The organism is Streptomyces sp. NPDC093071 (assembly GCF_044754545.1).
Lineage (GTDB): Bacteria > Actinomycetota > Actinomycetes > Streptomycetales > Streptomycetaceae > Streptomyces.
The window spans coordinates 138121-158405 of the sequence record NZ_JBIVPH010000001.1; the positions used below are offsets into that span (position 1 = coordinate 138121).

General features: G+C 74.1%; 14 protein-coding genes. 7 read left to right on the forward strand and 7 right to left on the reverse strand.

Translation table 11 applies throughout. The features are described 5' to 3' along the window. Positions 1-15 precede the first annotated feature (15 nt). Together ACIQD7_RS00615 and ACIQD7_RS00620 are read right to left on the reverse strand one after the other, a co-directional pair. The gene (locus tag ACIQD7_RS00615; RefSeq protein ID WP_402438052.1) at positions 16-1242 is read right to left on the reverse strand and encodes a condensation domain-containing protein; all 1227 of its coding nucleotides are present in this window, start codon (positions 1240-1242) and stop codon (positions 16-18) included. 673 nt (positions 1243-1915) lie between these two features. Then, positions 1916-2770, reverse strand: coding sequence for an alpha/beta fold hydrolase (locus ACIQD7_RS00620; RefSeq protein WP_402438055.1), 855 nt, complete (start codon positions 2768-2770; stop codon positions 1916-1918). Between the two features lie 148 nt (positions 2771-2918). On the opposite strand from ACIQD7_RS00620, the gene ACIQD7_RS00625 reads away from it, so the two are divergent. After that, complete coding sequence (locus ACIQD7_RS00625; RefSeq protein ID WP_121827860.1) at positions 2919-3776, forward strand: LysR family transcriptional regulator; 858 nt, start codon at positions 2919-2921, stop codon at positions 3774-3776. A gap of 7 nt (positions 3777-3783) precedes the next feature. On the opposite strand, the gene ACIQD7_RS00630 is transcribed toward ACIQD7_RS00625, so the two are convergent. Next, a complete protein-coding gene (locus tag ACIQD7_RS00630) occupies positions 3784-4908 on the reverse strand; it encodes a hypothetical protein (protein WP_402438058.1) in 1125 nt (374 codons plus the stop codon). Positions 4909-5026: 118 nt separating this feature from the next. Beyond that, a complete protein-coding gene (locus tag ACIQD7_RS00635) occupies positions 5027-5623 on the reverse strand; it encodes a WD40 repeat domain-containing protein (RefSeq protein ID WP_402438061.1) in 597 nt (198 codons plus the stop codon). Positions 5624-5936: 313 nt separating this feature from the next. On the opposite strand from ACIQD7_RS00635, the gene ACIQD7_RS00640 reads away from it, so the two are divergent. From ACIQD7_RS00640 to ACIQD7_RS00655, 4 genes are all read left to right on the forward strand, one after another. After that, entirely contained in the window at positions 5937-6698 is a 762-nt protein-coding gene (locus ACIQD7_RS00640) for an isocitrate lyase/phosphoenolpyruvate mutase family protein (RefSeq protein ID WP_402438063.1), read from the forward strand. Positions 6699-6774: 76 nt separating this feature from the next. Further along, positions 6775-8556: an SMI1/KNR4 family protein gene (locus ACIQD7_RS00645; RefSeq protein ID WP_402438067.1), complete on the forward strand. Its 1782-nt coding sequence runs from the start codon at positions 6775-6777 to the stop codon at positions 8554-8556. Between the two features lie 568 nt (positions 8557-9124). Continuing rightward, positions 9125-9451, forward strand: a complete 327-nt coding sequence (locus ACIQD7_RS00650; protein ID WP_391165274.1) for a CU044_2847 family protein — start codon at positions 9125-9127, stop codon at positions 9449-9451. Then, positions 9448-13515 carry an AAA family ATPase gene (locus ACIQD7_RS00655; RefSeq protein ID WP_402438070.1) on the forward strand — a complete coding sequence of 1356 codons (4068 nt, stop codon included), beginning with the start codon at positions 9448-9450 and terminating at the stop codon, positions 13513-13515. Before ACIQD7_RS00650 ends, ACIQD7_RS00655 begins: the two co-directional genes overlap by 4 nt. On the opposite strand, the gene ACIQD7_RS00660 is transcribed toward ACIQD7_RS00655, so the two are convergent. Then, entirely contained in the window at positions 13512-13721 is a 210-nt protein-coding gene (locus ACIQD7_RS00660) for a DUF6059 family protein (protein ID WP_121827867.1), read from the reverse strand. The two genes, ACIQD7_RS00655 and ACIQD7_RS00660, sit on opposite strands and share 4 nt — an antisense overlap. Positions 13722-13990: 269 nt before the next feature. Between ACIQD7_RS00660 and ACIQD7_RS00665 the strand changes: the two genes are divergently transcribed. Continuing rightward, positions 13991-14692, forward strand: coding sequence for an AfsR/SARP family transcriptional regulator (locus ACIQD7_RS00665; RefSeq protein ID WP_343307878.1), 702 nt, complete (start codon positions 13991-13993; stop codon positions 14690-14692). 15 nt (positions 14693-14707) lie between these two features. Here ACIQD7_RS00665 and ACIQD7_RS00670 read toward each other — a convergent pair whose 3' ends face one another. Together ACIQD7_RS00670 and ACIQD7_RS00675 are read right to left on the reverse strand one after the other, a co-directional pair. Continuing rightward, positions 14708-17467: an AAA family ATPase gene (locus ACIQD7_RS00670; RefSeq protein WP_402438075.1), complete on the reverse strand. Its 2760-nt coding sequence runs from the start codon at positions 17465-17467 to the stop codon at positions 14708-14710. 215 nt (positions 17468-17682) lie between these two features. Further along, complete coding sequence (locus tag ACIQD7_RS00675; protein WP_402438078.1) at positions 17683-19125, reverse strand: MFS transporter; 1443 nt, start codon at positions 19123-19125, stop codon at positions 17683-17685. Between the two features lie 470 nt (positions 19126-19595). Here ACIQD7_RS00675 and ACIQD7_RS00680 point away from each other — a divergent pair, with 470 nt between their 5' ends. Continuing rightward, a complete protein-coding gene (locus ACIQD7_RS00680; protein WP_402438081.1) occupies positions 19596-20195 on the forward strand; it encodes a TetR/AcrR family transcriptional regulator in 600 nt (199 codons plus the stop codon). Positions 20196-20285: the final 90 nt, after the last annotated feature.

Here is a 20285-nt window from a genome sequence, read left to right on the forward strand (position 1 = left end):
GACCGGCGGCGGGATCTACTCGGGCCGGGAATCCGATTCCCGGGCGGCGGTGAGGAGGATCTCATCGATCAGGCGGAGGATTTCGGTGATCCTCTTGTAGTCGGTGGTCGAGGAATTCTCCTGGAGCGTCGAGACGACGGATTCCCCCTCCTGCACCTGGAGGTAGAGGGGTGCGCCGATGTTGCGTCCCGTGGTGCCAGTCTCCAGGCCGTCCGGGATGGAGAGCTGGTCCTTCTGGTATTCACCCATGTAATTGAAGAAGTAGGTGAAGAGACCGCTCACCGATCCGTCGAAGCAGCCGTTCACCGTGCCCGTGAAGCCGTGTTCCGCCGCGATCTCCAGCATGTCGTCGACGTTGTACTCGCCGTGCCGGTAGGACTTGAACAGCCCCCAGTGCACCTTGGTGGCGAAGGCGCCGAACGGCTCGTCCGGGTCGGTGGGGACGACGAGCGGGATGAGCTGGTCCTGGGTCGTGAGCAGCTTCTCCCAGCGCGGGTCGCTGCGGTTGTTGGTGAAGACCGCGACCATGATCTGGTCCAGGCCGTCGTACCGCGCGGCGGCGCGGCAGTAGGCGCTGAGGACGACCGAGGGGAGCGAGAGCTGGTGGGCCCGGGCGATCCGGTGGAGGGCGTCGGTCTGCTCCGCGGTGCCGTAGCGGCCCCAGCGGCCGTTGACCGACTCGGGCGCCTCGTCGCGGACCATGGCCGGCGCCTCGCGGAAGATCTTCTGCCAGTGCTTGCGGGCCGACCTCCGACGCGTCTCGTTGGCCTCGGACCACTGCTCCTCGGCCAGGACCCGGCAGGTCGGGACCTCGCCGCCGGGGAGGGCACCCACGGAGAGGAGCGTCAGGAACTCCCGCTGCAGCTGGTTGACCGACCAGCCGTCCGTCGCGATGTGGTGGAGGCAGATGGACAGCCAGCGGAGTTCGCCGTTCTCGGTGACCAGGGTCATCCGCCAGGGCGCGTCGGTCCCGAGGTCGAAGGGCTCGCCACCGAGGGCGTCCGCCGCCTTCGCCGGCTCGGTCTCCTGCGGCGGGCCGGGGAGGGTGACCGGTCGCGGCGGGAGGACGATCTGCGTGGGGTTCTCGCCGTCGAGGTCCTCGTAGCGCGTGCGCAGGGCCTCGTGCCGCTCCTGCAGCGCGGTCAGCGCCTCTTCGACCTGCCGGGAGGTGGTTCCCTCCGGCAGCTCCCACACCTGGGGGAGATTGGCCGCCAGCGGGTCGATGTTCTGGATGGAACGCAAAAGCGACAGCTGCCCAAAAGTGATGGGGGCTCTGGCTACTTCATTCTCTTGCATATGGAATAACCCATTCGTGCCGTGGCCTCGGTCGAACCTGTCGCGACGCCAGTACCTTCAAATCCGTCGCCTTGCCCGGGTTTTCACGACGGTCCCGATCGGCATCCGCCGATCACCGGTCTCCGTGTAATGTCCCGAGCCCCTGGAGGGTACTTCTCGATGTCTGAAATGGATACCCGAGAACCGACGTGGCGGCATTGGCACGTGGGTCGACGCGAAAGGACGTCCGGTCTCGGGTCGCCGTCAAAGGGAAGGAGTCATATTCCGCAGAGCCGGCGTCACCATGCGATCGCCAATGATCGCTGTCCTTCGGCCAAGGGTGCGCAAACACCGGGAGCCGTCTCCGACCAGCCTCATCGCATGGCTCGAACGGCACCGAAGAATTAGTATGGAATATGCCACCGGCAATGGTCTGAACCTAGATCACCGGGTGGAAGACGGTCAAGAGGAGTCCGCTTTCCGAGACGGTTTCCCGGTAAGTGCGGAAAATGGAACCATTACTCCGGATCCGGAGCGGACATGTCCGATTCGCATTCGGTCTGCGGCATTGACGCCACGAGGGAGTCCCTTCGGCGTCCCGCCCGATTCCTCCGGGCACGACCGACGTCGCGCGTCCCGGTCACGCCCCGTCCGGGGCGAAGAAGGCGGAGAGCGCCGTCGCGACCGCCTTGGCGTCGTTCTCCATCGGGATGTGGCCCGCGTTCGGGACGCGGACCAGTTCGGTGTGGGGCATCTCCTCGGCGAAGCGCTCGGCGTACGCGATGCCCTGGAAGCTGTCGTCCTCCCCCCACACCAGCAGCTTCGGCGTCTCCGAGTCGCGGAGCGCCGGGACCAGGTCGAGGGTGTAGCGGCTGTCGGCCGCGCCGGCCAGTGCCATCCAGGAGCGGCCGACGCGGCGGCTGCGCCAGGGGGCGAGGTACTCGGAGATCTCCTCCTCGGTGGCCGGCCGGCCCAGCGCGGCGGTGACCGCCGTGCGCCGGGCGGCGAGCAGTTCCTCGACGCTCGTGGCGGCCACCACCTCGGGGTCGCGGAACCGCTCCACGCCCGGCACCGGCCACGAGTCGTAGGTCACCGAGTTGACCAGGGCCAGCCGGGCCACCTCGGCGCCCCCGCCGGCCGCGAGGTGCTGGGCGACGGCTCCGCCGATGTCGTGGCCCGCCACCCGCAGCGGCTCGTCGGCGCCCACGGCGGCGGCGAAGCGCCGTACCCAGGCGGCGAGCGCCGGTACGGTGGCGGATTCGGCGTCCAGTTCGCCGGCCGACTGGCCGAGGCCGGGCAGGTCGACGGCGAGGGGCCGCAGCCCCGCCGCCGCCAGGTCCGCCAGGACCGGCAGCCACACCCGGCTCCAGTAGGTCCCGTGCAGCAGCAGGACCGGCGGGCGGTCCGCGAGGCCGTCCACCCCGGCGACGGTGAGGTAACTGGCGGGCAGACCGTCCACATCGACGGACGTGCGGGTGATGGTTGCGGACGACATGTCGCCTCCGGACTCGTGTCCTGAACGTTGGAGGTCACGACCTTCCTGGCCTGAATGTGCCCTCGTCAAATATCATTGTCGGCATGGAGGCATGGGCCCTTCGGCATAGTTGCTGGTGAGCGGCCGGAGCGCAGGGGAGGTGGGGAGGATGCAGCTGTCGCACTTGCGGGTCCTGCTGGCCGTCGCCGAGCACGGGGGGTTCACCGCCGCGGCGGAGCGGACCGGTATGTCTCAGCCACACGTCAGCCGGTCGATCGCGGCGCTGGAGGCCGATCTGGGCGCGGCGCTGCTGGTGCGGCGCCGCGAGGGCGTCGCCCTCACCGAGGCCGGGCAGCGGGCCGTCTCCCGGGCCCGGGAGACGATCCGGCACTTCGATCTGATCCGCCCGGACGTGGCGGCCGCCGCCGGGCAGGTGGCGGGGCCCCTGAGGCTCGCGAGCCTGCCGAGTGCCACCGGGACGCTGATCGCTCCCCGGCTGCGCACGTTCGGTGACCGTTACCCCCAGGTCGGCGTGCGTCTGCTGGAGGGCTACAGCCCGGAGATACGCGCGTGGCTGGAGAACGGGGCCGCGGAGATAGGCGTGGTCATCCTGCCGGAGCCCGGGATGCACACCGTGCCGCTGACGGCGGACAGGATGGTCGCGCTGCTGCCGCGCGGGCACGCGCTCGCCGCGACGGAGACGGTCGCCGTACGAGCGCTGGCACGCGAGCCGTTCGTCCTGACGACCGGCGGGTGCCGGCCGGTCATCCTGGACGGCGTGCGCCGGGCCGGCGCCGCCCTCGACGTCGCCTACGAGGCCGGTGAACTGTCGACCATCATCGCGATGGTGGACACGGGCCTGGGAGTCAGCATCGTGCCCACCCTGGGCCTGCCCGCGGACCTCGGCGACGTCGTCACCCGCCCCCTGGACGCGCCGATCTCCAGGCACCTCGCCCTGGCCGTCCCCTCCCTCGACACCTGCGCTCCGGCCGCCCGGGCGTTCCTGGACCACGTCCTCGTGTCGTGAGGTGCGGTCACGGTGCCGGGACTCCGGTCGCCGTGATTGCCTGGGGCGCGTAGCAGTCGCATCCCAGGACGGTGGCGGGCGCGGACTTCGGTGCCGGAACCTCGATGAGCGCCGTCATGCTGCCGGTCTCCTTGACGCTGCGCCACTCCCGGCCGCCGCCGAGCAGGACGTCGGTGTCCGAGCCCTTGCCGAACCGCACCGTGCCGGTCGCCCCCGTGCCCGCGACGTCGTACTCCCGGACGTAGGTGCAGGCGACCAGGGAGCCGCCGTGCGCCAGGCGGAACACGGGGAGGTCCTCTCCCGTCGTCCGGTAGGACCACCTGCGCTCCAGGGCTTTGTCCGCCCGGCCGTTGAGGCGCCGGACGAGGTCGCTGGTGAACGCACCCCGCGTGAAGCGGGCGTCCTCGGTGCTGCCGTGCGGAGGGGAGAAGCTCAGGAGGTCGGCGAAGCCGTCGCACACGGCACGGTCCGCCGTCGCCGTCGGTGACGACGGCGTGGTGCCGGACGGTCCTCGCTCCAGCTCGGGAAGCTGCTTCGGCCGCAACTGGACGGTCTTGTCGTCCTGGCTCGCGGAGGCCGTCGGCGCCGCGTCCGAGGACGACGGCGACGGCGACGGCGACGCGAAGGGCTCCGTCAGGGCCCACGTCTCCGCCGTGGCCTTCCAGGGTTCCCCGGCCTTCGCCCGCGTGAAATAGAAGAGCAGGGAGGACCGGTCGTCCTCGTTCCCCTTCCGCTTGCTCAGGACCGCGAAGGAGCGGGGGTACGGGCGGGCCGGGTCCACGGCCGGGATCAGGAACCGGGGCCGCGCGAAACGGGTCGCCGTGTCCGTGGTCTTCGCCTTGCGGTGGATGTCGTACGCGGCCAGCGACTCCTTCAGGAGGACGCCGGTCTGCACCCTGGCGATGGCGGAGCCGTCGAGGGAGGCGTCGGCGGCCGCGTTCACGCGGTCGTACTCCTCGAAGACCTTCGCGGCCTCGGCGGTCGAGACGACGGGGGCCGGCGCGGGGGTGGTCCGTACCGTCACCGTCCCGTCGCTGCGCGGAGGTTCCGCTTCCGAGGTGCACCCCGCCGTCAGCCCCGCGAGGAGGGCCAGCCCTCCGGCCGTCGACCGCCGCACCACGTGACGTCCCACCGCGTCCACACTCCCCCGTCTTCGACCCAAGAACCGCTCCAGCGTACGGAAGTTGGAACGCCTGTTGCGTCAGGCATCCACATGTTCGGCTCGTGTCAGGGGTGTTGAGCCTTCCGCGTCAGCTCGTCGGTGTGGGCGTGGGTGTGGGTGTGGATGTGGGTGTGCGGACGTACTCGGGCGGATGGTGGGGCGAAAAAGGCCACAGCCGTACCGAGTTGTCGTCACCTCTTGTGGCCAGTCTTCTCCAGTCGCGGCTGAGGGCGACCGGCACGGAGAGCAGCTCTTCGGAGATCTCCGCCTCGCCGGTGACGGCCCGGGTCCTGGTGGACCACAGGAGCGGCTTCGGGTTTCCGTCGACGCAACCGGTGGTGGCGATCGAGTCGCCGTCCGGACCGGGCATCACCCGGTCGGTCCTCACCGTGCCGAACGACGTGGTGGTCGCGTCGGTCCGGTCGCTCGGGCTCAGCCTGTCGCCCCCGCTGACGACGGTGTTCCCGTCGGGCGTGAACGCCACTGACCGCACGTCGCCCTCCGCGACCTTCCGTTCCGCGGGCTTCGAGCCCGACCCCCGCTCCCACAGCCGGAGCGGCCCCTCCTCGTCGCCGATGGCGAGGGCCTTCCCGTCGGGGCTGAACGCGAGGGCCGTCACCGCCTCCCAGTCGCCGCCCCCCGTGCCGGCGAGCGCGCCGGTGGAGACGCGCCAGACCCGGCCCAAGGCGCCCGGCCGAGGCGAGGTGAGGGGCCGTCACATCGTGGGCCTTCGCCCCCGGGCGGGCGGCCCGGGAACCGTTCCCGACGATCACTTCGTGGTGCTCGGCGACAACCCGGCCCTGAGCACCGACTCCCGCGTGCGGGGACCCGTACCGGCGGAGAGCGCGTCGGTGTCATGATCGGCCGCGTCGCCCGGGGCGGCCACCGGAGCCCGTGAGCCCGACGGACGCGGTGGCGCGCGCGCCCATCGGCGGACCGGGAGGACGGCGGCCCCGTCGGCACGTTGACCGCGGCGATTCGGGGGTAGCGTCACCGGCATGGACTTTCGTACCACTGTCGAGCGCGCTCAGCGCCTCAAGCAGCTGCACGCCGATCACCGGCCGCTCGTCCTGCCGACCGTCTGGGACGTCTGGTCCGCGCGGACGGCGGTCGACGCCGGGTTCCCCGCGCTGACGGTCGGCAGCCATCCGCTCGCCGACTCGCGGGGCGCCGACGACCACGAGGGGCAGACCTTCGAGGAGGTGCTCGCCGCCGTCAGGCCGATCATCGCCGCGGTCGACGTCCCCGTGTCCGTGGACCTGGAGGCCGGGTACGGGCAGAAGCCCGCGGACCTCATCGCCGGACTCACCGAGGCCGGCGGCGTCGGCCTCAACATCGAGGACACCGTCCACTCGGACGGCGGACGCGTGCGCGGCGCGGAGGAGCACGCGAGCTACATCGCCGGTCTGCGCACGGCGGCCGACGACGCGGGGATCCCGGTCTGGGTCAACGGGCGCACCGACCTCTTCCTGCACGCGGAGGACGCCTCCGGCGTCCTCGACGAGGCGATCGAGCGACTGCGGGCCCTGGAGCGGGCGGGCGCCGACAGCGTCTACCCGGTGGGCATCCAGGACGACGACGACCTGCTCAGGGCCGTGATCGGCGCCGTGACCGTCCCCGTGAACTCCACGGCCCACCCCGTCAAGCACGATCTCGAACGCTTCCGCCGCCTCGGCGTCGGCCGGATCACCTACGGCCCGCTGCTGCAGTTCGCGATGACGGACGCGATGAAGGACGCGCTCCGCCCCTGGGCGCCCTAGGGCGGCCCCACCCCCTGCCGGAACGGCCGTTCCGGCAGGGGGTACCACTGTCAGTGCCCGCGCCTAGGGTGCCGTCATGATCACGCTCACCGTCGTCCAGTCGTGGACCCGCATCGAGACCTGGCTCGCGCGGCACGCTCCCGTCAGCCACGGACTGCTCCGGCCGCCGGCCCGCCCGGAGGGCATCGCGGCGGCCGAACTCCGGCTCGGCCTGGCGTTCCCGCCCGACCTGAGGGAGTCGCTGCTGCGTCACGACGGGGTGCTGCTCCAGGACGGAACGCCGACGCTGGGCTACTACGGACCGCTGTCCGGGGTCGAGGACATCGTCGCCGGCACCGAGTTCCTGCGGAACGTCGGCGAGGACGCCTCCGCGTACGAGACCGATCTCGACGACGAGGAACGCGACCAGTACGCCTACTGGCCGCACGAGCGGCTGCTGATCACCCTGGGCATCGGCTGGCAGTTCTCCGACGGGCTCTTCGCGGTCACCCGCCCCGGTCCGCACCACGGGCGCATCGGCCGGTACTTCGACGAGGACTCCCCGTCCTTCACCGAGTGGCCGGGACTGCGGCACGTCCTCGCCGACTTCGCCACGGCCCTGGAGAACGGCACGCCCTTCAACGGGCGCGTTCCGCTCGCCTTCGAGGGCCGGCTGATCTGGGAGGACGACGGGGCGGTCGTCCCCGATCCGCCCTCTCCCCTCGGCCTCGCCGCCGGGACCGCCGAGCCGCTGCTCCCGCCCCCGGCCGCACCGGTCCCCCCGGTGCCGGGAGCCGACGGATCCTCCCTCACCCTCTTCTTCGGGGCCTCCGACGACCCGCTCCCCGTGCAGCCGGACGTCGTGTTCGTGGCGGGCGTTTCGCCCGAGGAACTGCTGGACAGGCTGGGCGCGGTGCCCGCGACCACCGGGCCGCGCGGCCGGGAGCAGGCGCGTCTTTCCGCCGCCTCGCCCTGGGCGGCGTACCGCCCGATGGTCCGGGTCGGCCGATGCGGTGACGGATGGTCGTACGCCACCCAGGAGGACGGCGACCCCCAGTTCGGCCGTCCGGAGGTGCTGCGCCGGTTGTCCCGGGGGACCCGGGTCGTACGGCTGACGAAGCAGGCGTGCGAGGTGTTCCTCACCGTTGTGGAGGACGGCGAGGAACGGCCCGGGGCGGCCCGCCGGGTCGAATCGCCCCGCGAGGACTACGTGACCGGGCCCGACGGGCAACCATTGTTCGGATCCGACGGGCAGCAGTGGCAGAGGATCGGCGTCGACCCCTGGCCCGGCTCCACGGCCGCGTACGCCCGGCTGCTGGCGGGCCTGGCGGCGGAGTACGGCATCGTCTGGGATCCGGAGGCGGACGGCGACGAGCCGCTGGCGAGCGCGCTGCTGCTGCCGGTCCTCGACGACCTCCCGCCGGAGCGGCACCGGGTCTCCTCGGTGCGTGACGTCGACCTCGCCGGGCTCGTCGACCGGACGCCGCCGGAGCGGTTGCGCTCCGCGATGGCGGCGCAGCTCGCCCGGCTGGCGTCCGAGACCGGCGCCGACGCCCACCCGGAGATCGCGCGGGCGCTGGAGCGGATCCGCCGGAACGAACCGGTGGACCTTCCGGCGGACGGGGCCCTCGACCTGCGGATGAGGACCCTCGCGGCGGAGACCCGGGCCGCACGGGGGCTGCTGGAGACGGCCCGGCGCGGATCGGACCCGGCACCCGTCATCGAGGCCGACCTCGCCGCGTGGGCCGTACGGAGCTCGGCGGCCGGGGCACTGCGCGAGTTCCTGCTGCTGCCCCTGCCGGACGCGGCGGTCACGATCCTGAGCCGGCGGCTGTCCGTGCGCTGGCGCGACGACCTCGCCGAGGACTTGGCCGACTGACCGCCGTACCGCTGTCGGTGGGTGCGGCGTGAAACGCACCGGGGGCGGGGGGCGGGTTTCGCACGTCCGTACATGGGATGCGGCCGTTCCGCTCGTGAGCGGACGACAACTTCATGCCCACGCGATGGGGGAAGCCGGGGCGAATCCGACGCGATCGTCCGCGACCGCGTGCGGCCCCTTCCTGCGACAAGGCCCGGGAGGCCGTTGCCGAGGCCTGCGTGAACACTCCCCGGCCTCCGCCTACTGGTCGTACTGGCACGCGCCCAACGGTGGCACCTGGGGCTACAGCCAGTCCGGCGCCTCGGGCCGCAAGCCCGCGCAGGGCAGATGTCCTCGGGGCCGACGCCCTCGGGGCGGAGGGCCCGTGGCACGACCGCTCCCAGGACGGCTCCGCCCTCGCGGCCCGGCACCGCATCGGCCTGAACCGGGTCGGCCGGCCGGTCCGCATCACTCCCGGACGGTGGCTCACCGAGACCGCCGGCAACGAGGATGGCGAGCGCCGGGACCCGTCCGCCGGGCGGGCCGACACCGCATAGGCTGGGCTCGATTCGACGACAGGGGGCGGTTCATGGCAGCGCAGGTGGTCTCGTACGAGCTCGACGACGAAACCGTCGTACGGTTCGAGATAGACCCCGCCGACGGGTTCCGCCAGGTGGGCGCGGGAGAGGTCGTCGGCCGGGTCCGGGAGGCGGTGCGTCCCGCCGTGGAGGCCGCCCGGGCCGTCCTGGACCAGGCCGCGTCCCTGCGACCTGACGAAGTGCAGGTGAAGTTCGGGGTGAAGGTCAACGGCACGGCGAACTGGCTCGTCGCCAAGGCCGCCACCGAGGCCAACTTCGAGGTGACGCTGCTCTGGCGCCCCGGCCAGGCACCCGGGGCGGACACCGCTCCGCAGTGAACGCCGCCCCTGGGACGGGTCCGCGCCCCGGGGCCGACGGATGGGTCGCCGCGGTCCACCTGACGGAGTTCGACGACGAGCCGCTCGGATCCGGCTTCCTGATCGACGAGCACCGGGTCCTCACCTGCGCCCACGTCGCCTGTCCGCCCTGGAGCAGGGAGCAGCCGCTGTGGGTGGCGTTCCCCAAGTCCGAACAGCTCATGGACCGCAGGATCGCGGTGCGCGAGGTCGTGGCGCCCGAACCCGCGCAGGTGCGACGCCGGCAGGACGTCGCCGTTCTGGTGCTCGCGGAGGACGCGGGAGGCCAGACCCCGGCCCGGCTGCGGCGTCCCCTGCCGGACCAGCTGGTCGGCGAGCCCTGGTGGTCGTTCGGCTTTCCGGACGGCGACCCGTTCGGCAACTCGGCGGACGGCACGGTCGGGGAGTCACTGGCCTACGGCTGGATCAGGCTGGACACCGGTTCGCGCTACCCGGTGCAAGGCGGGTACAGCGGGGCCGCCCTCTGGTCCCCCACCTACCAGGCGGTGGTGGGCATCGTGGGGCAGGCCAGCCCGGCCAACGGCGACGCCCGGGCCCTGACCGTCCATCAGGTCGAGCGCTTCCTGCCGGAACAGAAGGTGGGGCTGCTCACCGAGTGGACGGCGGAGGCCGCCGGGGAGACGGCGCTGGCGGCCTGGGGGTGGGCGCTCGACGACGACCCCGAGGCCGGGCGGCACTGGAAACCGCGGGCCCGGGGCGTGAGCACCGACGCCGAGCGGGGCTTCCGCTTCCGGGGACGGACCGCCGCCCTCACCGCCGTCGTGGACTGGCTGACCGGGGAGAGCGCGTCCCGTCAGGTGCTCGTCCTCACCGGCTCGCCCGGGGTGGGGAAGTCCGCCGTGCTGGGCCGGATCGTCACCTCGGCCGACGCCGGCGTGGTCGCCTCGCTGCCTCCCGAGGACGACGCCGTCCGCGCCCCGGTCGGCTCGGTGGCCTGCGCCGTCCACGCCAAGGGCAAAACCGCGCTGGAGGTCGCCCAGGAGATAGCGCGCGCCGCCTCCGCCGCGCCGCCCGCGACCCCCGAGGACCTGGCCGTCGTCCTGCGCGCCGCGCTCGGCGAACGCGGCGCGGACGGGCGGCCGTTCACCGTCGTCATCGACGCGCTGGACGAGGCCACCACGCCGGAGCAGGCCAGGCTCATCGCCCGGCGCATCGCCCTGCCGCTCGCCGAGACCTGCGCCGACCTGCGGGTCCGGGTCCTGATCGGCAGCCGCCGCCGGGACGACGCGGGCGACCTGCTGGGCGTCTTCGGCGCCGCCACCCGCGTCGTCGACCTCGACTCGCCCGCCTACTTCGACCGGGCCGACCTGGTCGCGTACGCCATGGCCACGCTCCAGCTGCTCGGTGACGAACGCCCCGGCAACCCGTACGCCGACGACGCCGCGGCGCTCCCGGTCGCGACCCGCATCGCCGAACTGGCCGACGCGAACTTCCTGGTGGCCGGGCTCACCGCCCGGGCCCACGGTTTCCACGACGACGTCGCGGTCGTACCGGCGGACATCGCCTTCGACCCCACCGTCGCCGCCGCCCTCGACGACTACATGGCCAGGCTGCCGCCGGTCGGCGAGGTGCCGGCGGCCGACGTGCTGAGCGCCCTCGCCTACGCCGAGACGCCGGGCCTGACCCTGCCGCTGTGGCGGGAGGCGGCGCGGGCCCTCACCGGCACGGCCCCGCCGGAGGACCTCCTCGGCGCCTTCGCCCGGTCCGCCGCCGCCAACTTCCTGGTCGAGGCCAGTACGAGTGAGCAGCACACGGGCTGCTTCCGGCTGTTCCACCAGGCGCTGGACGACGCGCTGCGGCAGGGGCGCGCGCGGACGAGGCCGAGGGCCGCCGACGAGCGGGCCGTCGCGCGCGCGTTCCTCGCCCACGGGCAGCGGGTCGGCTGGGACCGGGCACCGGGCTATCTGCTGCGCTCGCTGCCCCGGCACGCCGAGCGCGGGGGCGTCGTGGACGAACTCCTGGACGACGAGCGGTATCCGCTCCACGCCGACCTGCGGCGCCTCATCGCCGCGGCGGGCAACGTACGGGGTCCGGCCCGGGCGCGGGGGCAGCTGCTGCGGCAGACCCCGCAGGCGCTCGGCAGTCCGCCCGCCAGGAGGGCCGCCCTGTTCAGCGTGACCGAGGCGCAGGAGGACCTCGGCGACACCTATCGGCGGCTGGCGGCCGACAGTCCCTACCGGGCCGTGTGGGCCGCCGTCACGCCGCGCGCCGAGGAGGCGGTCCTGGAGGGCCACAGCGGCGAGATCAGCACCCTCTGCACGATCGGGACGCCCCCGTACACCCAGCTCGTCAGCGGGTCCAGGGACGGCACGGTGCGCTTCTGGGACCCCTTCACCTGGCGCACCACGCGCGTCCTGACGAAACGGGACGGGGTGGGCGACGTCATGTGCGCGATCGCCGACGGCGACCGCCGCCGGCTCGCCGTCGCGTCGGGCGACGAGATCGGCCTGTGGGACGACTCCGAGCGCCGGGACTCGGGCCGGCTGCGGGGGCACGGCAGCCGGGTCAACGACATGTGCGCCCTGGAGACCCCGCGCGGACCCAGACTGGCGACCGCCTCCGCGGACATGACCGTACGCGTGTGGGACCCGTTCCTCCGGCGCGAGGAGCACGTCCTGCGGGACCACACCGACTGGGTCACCAGCGTCTGCGCGGCGCGGACCGGGGCGGGGACCGTGCTGGTGTCCGGCAGCGACGACCACACGGTCAGGGTCTGGGACGCGGACGGGCGGTGCCTGCGCGTGCTGAACGGCCACACGGACTCCGTCAACGCGGTGTGCGCGGCGCCCGTGGCCGGTGTCACCCGCGTGATGAGCGCCGGGTCGGACCGCACCATCCGGGTCTGGGACCTCGAGGAGGGCCGGTGCCTCCGGGTGATCCGGCTGCCGTACGCGGTCGTCAACCTCCATGCCGTACGGGCGGGCGGGCGGACCCTGCTCGCCACCACCAACGACAACGTCGTGGCGCTGTGGGACCCCGTCACCGGGGCCGAGGACCAGAGCCTGAGCGGTCACGTGGACGCCGTGTCCGCCCTGTGCGTCCTCGACTTCGACGGCCGGACCCTGATCGCCAGCGGCGGCGAGGACCACACCGTCCGCCTGTGGGACCCGGTCAAGCCCCCGGCCGAACGCGCGACCGCGATACGCGCCGTGTGCGCCGTTCCCGGCGGGGACCGCCCCCTGGCGGCCTGCGCCGGCGACGAGGGGACCGTGTGGCTGCGGGACGCCGTCGACGGGACGGACCTGGGCGGCATCGGCCGGGAGTCCGACTGGATCCGCGCCCTGACCGCGGTCGGCCCGGACCGGGAGGTGCGGGTCGCCGGGGGCGGGGACGGCGGCCTGGCCCTGTGGGACCCGGCCGGCCGCGCGCGACCGCTGACGCGGCGGCTGTCGCGCGCCGTCTACGCCGCGTGCGAGGTGCCGTTCCGGGGAGGGCCGGTGGTGGCGACGACGGGCGCGGACGGGGTCGTACGGCTGTGGGACCCCTCGCTCCTGCGTCCCGTCCGCACCCTGCCCGGTCACAGCAACGGGTACGCCCTGTGCGGCCTGGACCTCGACGGCCGCTCCCTGGTCGCCACGGCCGTTGCGGGCGTCGACGGGGGCATCCGGCTGTGGGATCCCGAGACGGACGAGTCCTGGCAGGTCGCGTCCGGCTGCTTCCGCACCGACGCGTACGCCCTGTGCGCCGTTCCGGCGAAGGGACGCGCCGCCCTGGCGTCGGCGGACGCGGAGGGCGCCGTGACGGTCCGGGACCCCCGGACGGGGGCCGTCGTGGCCCGGACGGCCGGGCACGAGACGGCGGCCAACGCGCTGGCGGCGGTGGACCTGGGCGGGCGCGTGCTGCTGGCGTCCGCGGGCACCGACCGCACGGTGCGGCTGTGGGACCCGTCGACCGGCGCGCTCGCCGAGGAGATCCCCGTACGCCATCCCGCGTACGCCCTGGCGTGGACGGCCGGCCGCCTGGTGGTGGGTCTGGAGCGGGGAGTGCTGGCGCTGTCCCTGGACGGGCTGCGGCCGCGGGCCTAGAACGGGTCGTGTCGGGACCCTCCCGCGAGGTCGTCCCACAGGGCTTGCTCCCGGGGGGTCGGCAAGAGGTGCGGGCACAGGCGTTCCGGGTGGCCGGGGGGTGGGCCGGTGGGGGGTGGGGGGTCCGGGACGTGGACCCAGAGGTGGCCGAAGGAGACGAGGGCCTCCCAGAGGCCCCTCAGGCAGCGCAGGGCGAACGGTGGCATCCCCGCACTGTCGGGAAGGGGGCCAAAGCGGGGCCAAAGGCGGAGGCCGCGGGGCCGGGCGTCGGCCGTGCGGGCGGCGGATCGGGGGCTCGCGCGGTACGTACGTACTTTCCCCGATGCGTGGACCCCGGTCGGGAGGTGACAGTGAATCACCGTTCTTCACTCACACTCCTGTTCCCCTACTGGACGAGGACTCGATGCGCTACGAACTCCTTGGGCCCCTCCGCGTTCGCCACGCCGGGCGGAGCCATTCGCTGTCCGCCCCGAAGGTGGAGACGACGCTGGCCACCCTGCTGATCGGGAGCGGCCGGGTCATCACCAAGGAACAGCTCGTCACGGAGCTGTGGGGGGACAGACCGCCGCGCAGGGCCTCGGCCGCGGTCCACGTGTACATATCCCAGCTGCGGAAGTTCCTGGCGGTGTCGGGGGCTCCGGAGGGCCGGGCCATCGTCACCCGGCCGCTCGGGTACGAGCTGCGGCTGGACGGGGCCGGCTGGGACGTCGAGGAGTTCAAGGAGGCCATGCGGCTCGGCCGCGAGCTGCGGGCGGCCGGGCGGCACGAGGAGGCGCTGGAGTGCTTCGAGCGGGTCCTGGGGCTGTTCCGGGGTCCGGTGCTCGACGGGATCGCGGAGGGGCCGGTCCTCACCTCGTTCGCGACCTGGGCGGAGGAGGAGCGGCTGCAGAGCCTGGAGCTGTCGGTCGAGGCGCGCACGGCGCTCGGCCGGCACCGCGAGGTGATCGGGCTGCTGAGCACGCTGACCGCGCAGCATCCGCTGCGGGAGTCGTTCTACCGGCAGTTGATGCTGGTGCTGTACCGCTCGGAGCGGCAGGCCGAGGCGCTGCAGGTCTACCGCTCGGCGCAGCGGGTGCTGCGGGCCGAGCTGGGGCTCGAACCGCACCGCTCGCTGCGCCGGCTGCACCAGGCGATCCTCACCTCCGACCGGGTGCTCGACCTGCCGACGGCGAGCTGAGGGCGTGCTCCGTACTCAGGCCGCGCGGGCCATCAACCGGACCAGGGCGGCGCGGGTGTGGACGCCGAGCTTGCTGTAGATCCGGGTGAGGTGGACGTCGACCGTGCGGGGGCTCACGAGGAGCCGGGCGGCGATGTCCCGGGTCTTCAGGCCCTCGCCCGCGAGCTCCGCGACCTGCCGCTCCCGCAGCGTGAGGTCGGCCAGCGCGTCGCCGTCCGGGCCCGCGTGGGCGCAGGCCGCCACGGCGGCGGCGCGGGCGAGGTCGCGGGCGCGCATCCCCGCCGCCGTCTCGCCGAGCAGCCCGTACGCCTCGTCGTAGCAGCGGGCGGCCTGCTCCGAGAGCGAGCGCGCCCGCAGGTCGTGGCCCCGGGCCAGCAGGGCGTGGCCGCGCTGCTCGGCCACGTTGACCACGGCCGCGACGGACTCGGCGCGGTGGGCCCACTCGCCGGCCTCGGCGCCGGTGGCCGCGCAGGCCGCCGCGAGGAGTTCGTAGACGCGCGGCGCGAGGATGGCGGGCGGCTCGGGCATCCGCCGGGTGTCGGCCGGGAACAGCAGCGCCAGCGCGCCCGCGCCGTCGCCGGCCGCGAGCGCCGCCTCGGCGTGCAGCAGGGCGACGACGGAGGTCCGGGGCAGGTCGCCGCCCGGCGCGTCCGGCGGGGTGCGGCGCGACCCGAGGGGTCCGGTGTCCCCGAGCCAGGCCCAGGCGGCGGTCGTGACGGCGTCGGCGAGCGTCACGAGGTGGGGCCGGCCCGCGGCGAGGGCGACGGCGCGGGCCTCCTGCGCGGTCTCCAGCGCCTCGGCCATCCGTCCCGTCTGGTAGGTGACGTACGCGAGGACGTTGAGCAGCGCGGGCAGCAGGGGGACGTCGCCGCGCAGCCGGGCGGCGGCGAGTCCCCGCTCCACGTGGGCCTGCGCGGGGCCGTACCAGCCCATCGCCGACTCGCCGCAGGCCAGGACGAGGAGGTAGCCGGCGAAGGCGTCGGGGCCGTCGTGCGTCCCCGGTTCGAGGCCGTCGAGGAGCTGGGCGCTGGCGTCCAGGGCGCTCTCGGCGGCGCTCAGGTCCCCAGCGAAGACGGTGCTCAGTCCCTGGAGCGCCAGCGCGCCGCCGGCGGTGAGCGGGGTGGCCTCCCCCATGTGCCGGGTCAGCGCCTCCACGTCCGCGCGGGGCGGGAGCTGGCCGGCGAGCACCCACAGGAGCTGGGACTGGACGTGCAGCGCGGCCTCCTGCTCCGGGTTCGCGTGGCGGGCCGAGAGCAGCGGGGTGAGCAGGGCCTGCGCCTCCTCGACCAGTCCCGCGGCGGCCTGGGCGAGGGCGAGCGGGACGGCGGCGGGCACCCGGTCGGCGGCGGGCCGGTCGGCGAACGCCGCGAGGATCTCGCGGGCCACGCAGCGCAGCCGGGTGACGTCGCCCTCGGCGGCCAGGGCGCGGACGACGGGCAGCCACACGTCGCGTCCGACGAGGTCGGGCCCGGATCCGTGCGGCGCGGCCCGCTGGAGGCGCAGGGCGGAGATCGTCCACCGGGCCGCGCGGGCGGCGCGTCCGGCGGGCAGGGCGTCCTTGGCGGCGGCGACGAGGACGGCCCGGTCCTCGGGGGTGGCGAGGGCGCCGGAGCGCACGACGTGCGGGGCGAGGTCCACCGGCGGGGCGCCGCGGAGGGTGAGGTGGGCGAGGGCGCGGCGGTGCGCGGCGACGCGCCAGCAGGCGTCGGCCTCGGCGTAGAGGAAGTCCCGCAGCAGGGTGTCGCGGAAGGCCAGGGTGCCGGGGCGGCGGGCGGTGCGGACGAGGTCGCGGGCTTCGAGGGCGCCGAGGGCGTGGCAGACCTCGGCGTGGGGCGTCCGGGTGACGGCGGCGATCGATTCGACGTCGAAGGCCTCGCCGAGGACGGCCGCGGCGTGCGCGACGAGGCGTTCCTCCCCGGTCAGGGGGGCGCATTCGGCGAGCAGCCGGGTCTCCAGGTCCCGGCGGACGTCGAGGTGGACGGGGTCGTCGGGTCCGCCGTCGGCGGCGGCGAGGGCGATGAGGCGGAGCGGGTTGCCGCCGCTGCGGGTGTGGAGCCGGCGCAGTCGCGGCGTGTCGGGCGCGGTGCCCAGGAGTTCGGCGCTCTGGGCGGGGGTGAGGGGTCCGAGGCCGACCTCGTCGACGGTGCCGAGTTCCACGCCGTGCCGGACCGCGAGGCGCAGTCCGACGGAGGCCTGGCGCGGGCGGTGGGCGACGACGGTGACGAGCCCGCCGCCCACGGGCCTGCGGATGAGGGTCTCCAGGAGGCGTACGGAGCAGGGGTCGGCCCAGTGGAAGTCGTCGAGGACCAGCAGGAGTCCGCGCGGCGCGGCGGCCACGCAGTCGGCGAGCAGGCCGCGCAGTTCGGCGTAGTACCGGCAGTCGCCGGTGGGTCCGTCGCCCGCCGGGACGGGGGCGTCGGGGTCCCGGGGCGGCCGGGCGAGCCGGTGCAGCAGGCGGGTGATGGCCGGCGGGGGGCCGTCGGCGCCGAGCGCGCCCGGGGAGTCCAGGCCGCCGAGGGCCTCCGTGAACGGTCCGAAGGACGTCGGTTCCCCGGCGTTGGCGACGCAGAGGCCGCGCAGTGTGACGAGGCCTTCGCGCCGGGCGTCCGCGGCGAGGGCGGCGAGCAGGGCCGTCTTGCCCGAGCCGGGGTCTCCGGTGAGCTCCACGACGGTGTCGCGGCCGATCGCGGCCGACCGGACGAACTGTCTGAGGGCGTCCCGTTCGGTGTGGCGGACGGTGGTGCGGGCGTGTCTCGATTCGGGGGCGGTGACCATGGCGGCCGGTCTCCTTCCGCGGTCTGAACTGCGGTCCGGACGCCCCGCGGGTCGGCTGGAAACCGTGGGGCGGACAGCAGCATAGGAGAGCACGGGGAGGGAGGTTTGTCCCGCAACAAAACCTTCATGCAACTGCGTTGGGGCGGGCCGGCGGGCCGGGAGGGTAAAGTCCCGGCCCGTCGACGAGCGGTTCGCGCCCCGGTTCAGATCCCGGTTCAGGCCTCGGTCCGCTCCTCGGTCGCGGTGGCCGTTTTCCGTGCCCCCGGGCCGTACCAGAAGAGGACGGCGACGAGCAGCGCGAGGACGGTCAGCGCCGAGGCCCAGACGAACAAGGAGGAGATCGTGTCGGCGACCGCGCCGTTCCCGGCGGTGAAGGGGACGAGCAGCACCGCGAGGCCGACCGAGCCGCCGATGGTCAGGGCGGTCTGGAGGACTCCGGCGGTGACGCCGGCGTACTCGGGCGGGGCCGTCGTCAGGATGATCAGGTTGAACGGGATGATGGCCACCCCGACCCCGACGCCGATGAGCACGATCTGCGGCAGGACTCCGGTGACGTACGTGCTGTCGCCGTCGAGCAGGCTCAGCCAGGCCACTCCGGCGAGGACGACGACCAGGCCGCCGATCGCGCGGAGCTTGAGGTCGATCGCGGCGAGGCGCTTGGTGAGGACCTGGGTGGTGAGCAGCAGGGCGGCACCGAAGGGCAGGATGGCGAGGCCGCTCTGCAGGGCGTTCAGGCCCAGCACGTTCTGCAGGTACTGGACCAGGTAGATGAGGTAGCTCGTGAGGACGGCGGCGAGCAGCAGCAGGTTGAGGAAGGATCCGGCGCGCACCCGGTCGGTGAAGATCCGGGCGGGCAGGAGGGGTTCGGCGCTGCGGGTGTCGACGGCGAGCAGCGCGATCCAGAGCACGGCGGAGACGGCGAGCGGGACGACGGTCCCGGTGTCGCCCCAGCCCTTCTCGGCGGCGTGCACGAATCCGTACACGAGGGTGGTCACGGCTCCGCCGACGAGGACGGCGCTGGGCAGGCCGAGGGAGCGGCGCTGGGTGGGGCCGTCGTCGGTGCCGAGCGCCTTGACGGCGACGAGCACGAGGGCGAGGCCGACGGGGACGTTGACGAGGAGGCTCCAGCGCCAGTCCCCGACCCAGGTCAGGAGGCCGCCGAGGACCATGCCGGCGGAGGCGCCGAGGCCGGTGACGGTGGAGTAGAGGCCGAAGGCGCGCTGTCGGCGTTCGCCCTCGAAGACGAGGGCGAGGAGGGCGAGTCCGGTCGGTCCGGCGACGGCGGCGCCGGCGCCCTGGAGGGCACGTCCGACCAGCAGGACCTCCAGGTTGGGGGCGAGGCCGGCGATCAGGGAGGCCACGACGACGAGCAGGATGCCGCCGAGGAACACCTTGCGGTGGCCGAGGACGTCGCCGAGCCGGCCGGCCAGGAGCAGCAGGCCGCCGAAGGCGAGGAGGAAGGCGTTGGGCACCCAGGAGGCCGAGGCGACGGTGACGCCGAGGTCCTCCTGAAGGGCGGGCAGGGCGACGTTCACGATGGTGCCGTCGAGCTGGAGCATGAACTCGGCGCCGACGATGGCGGTGAGGGCGAGGCCCCAGGGGGCGCGTGCGGGGGCGGCGTCCTTCGGGATGCCGTCGGGGACGGTTTCTGCGGTCACGGGTGCTCCTCCACGGTCGGCGGCGGCCGACGACGGTCCGCCGGGGTGCGGGTCGGGTGGGACGGGTGGGGTGGGGTCGGGTCGAGCGGTTCTGATCAGGCGGAGCCGATCGAGCGGCACAGGTCGCGCAGTACGGGTCGGGTGAAGCCGATCGAGCGGTACAGGTCGGGCGGCCTCGGTCAGGCGGTGCGGGTCGGGCAGAGCCGATCGGGTGGGACTGATCGGGCCGTACAAGTCGGGCGGAGTCGGTCGGGCCGTATGGGTCGGACGTAGTCGGTCGAGCGGTGTGGGTCGGCGCGGCGCCGCCGCCGGAAGCGGGGACTCCGGCGCGGGCCGCCGGGGCGGCGGAGGCGTCGGCGTGCCGGTGGTCGGTGCGCGGTCGACCGGTGCGGGCTACTATCGTGAGACAGCCTCAGGTTAACTGGCCGCAGTTAACCTGAGGTGACCTCAGGTAGTCAAGTGGAGGCCCCGTGGCAGACAACCCGCCCTACATCGCGCAGCGCCCGAAGCGGGCCGACGGCGCCCGCAACTACGACGCGATCCTGGCCTCGGCGCGCAAGGCCTTCGAGGCGGAGGGCTCCGACGCCTCCCTGGAGGACATCGCCGCCCGGGCCGGCGTCGCGATCGGCACCCTCTACCGGCACTTCCCGACCCGCGCCGCGCTGGTCGAGGCGGCCACCCGGGACGGCCTCGCCGACCTGGTCGCGCGCGCCGAGAGCCTGGCCGGGGACGGCGATCCGCTGGAGGCCCTCGCCGCGTGGATGAGCCGTGCCGTACGGCACTTCAGCACGTTCCGCGGCCTGGTCGGCATCCTCACCCGGAGCATGTACGACGAGGGCACGCCCTCGCACGCCGCGTGCGCCGCGATGCACAGCAGCGGCGCGGACCTGCTGCGCGCCGCCCAGCGGACCGGGCAGGTGCGCGCCGACGTCACGCCCGACGAGCTGTTCGACCTGCTCAGCGGGGCCGCCTGGGTGCGGGAGAACGCGCTGCCCGACGGAGCGGACCGCGGCGAGCGGTACCTCCGGCTGGTCCTGGAGGGCATCGTGGCACACCCCGGGGCGAGGTGAGCCCGGGGCGGGCGGCCCCGCCCCGCCCCCTTTAGCGCCGCTTGAGCGCGCCCTCCTAGCGTCGGCGGGAATCGGCACATCCCGCATCTG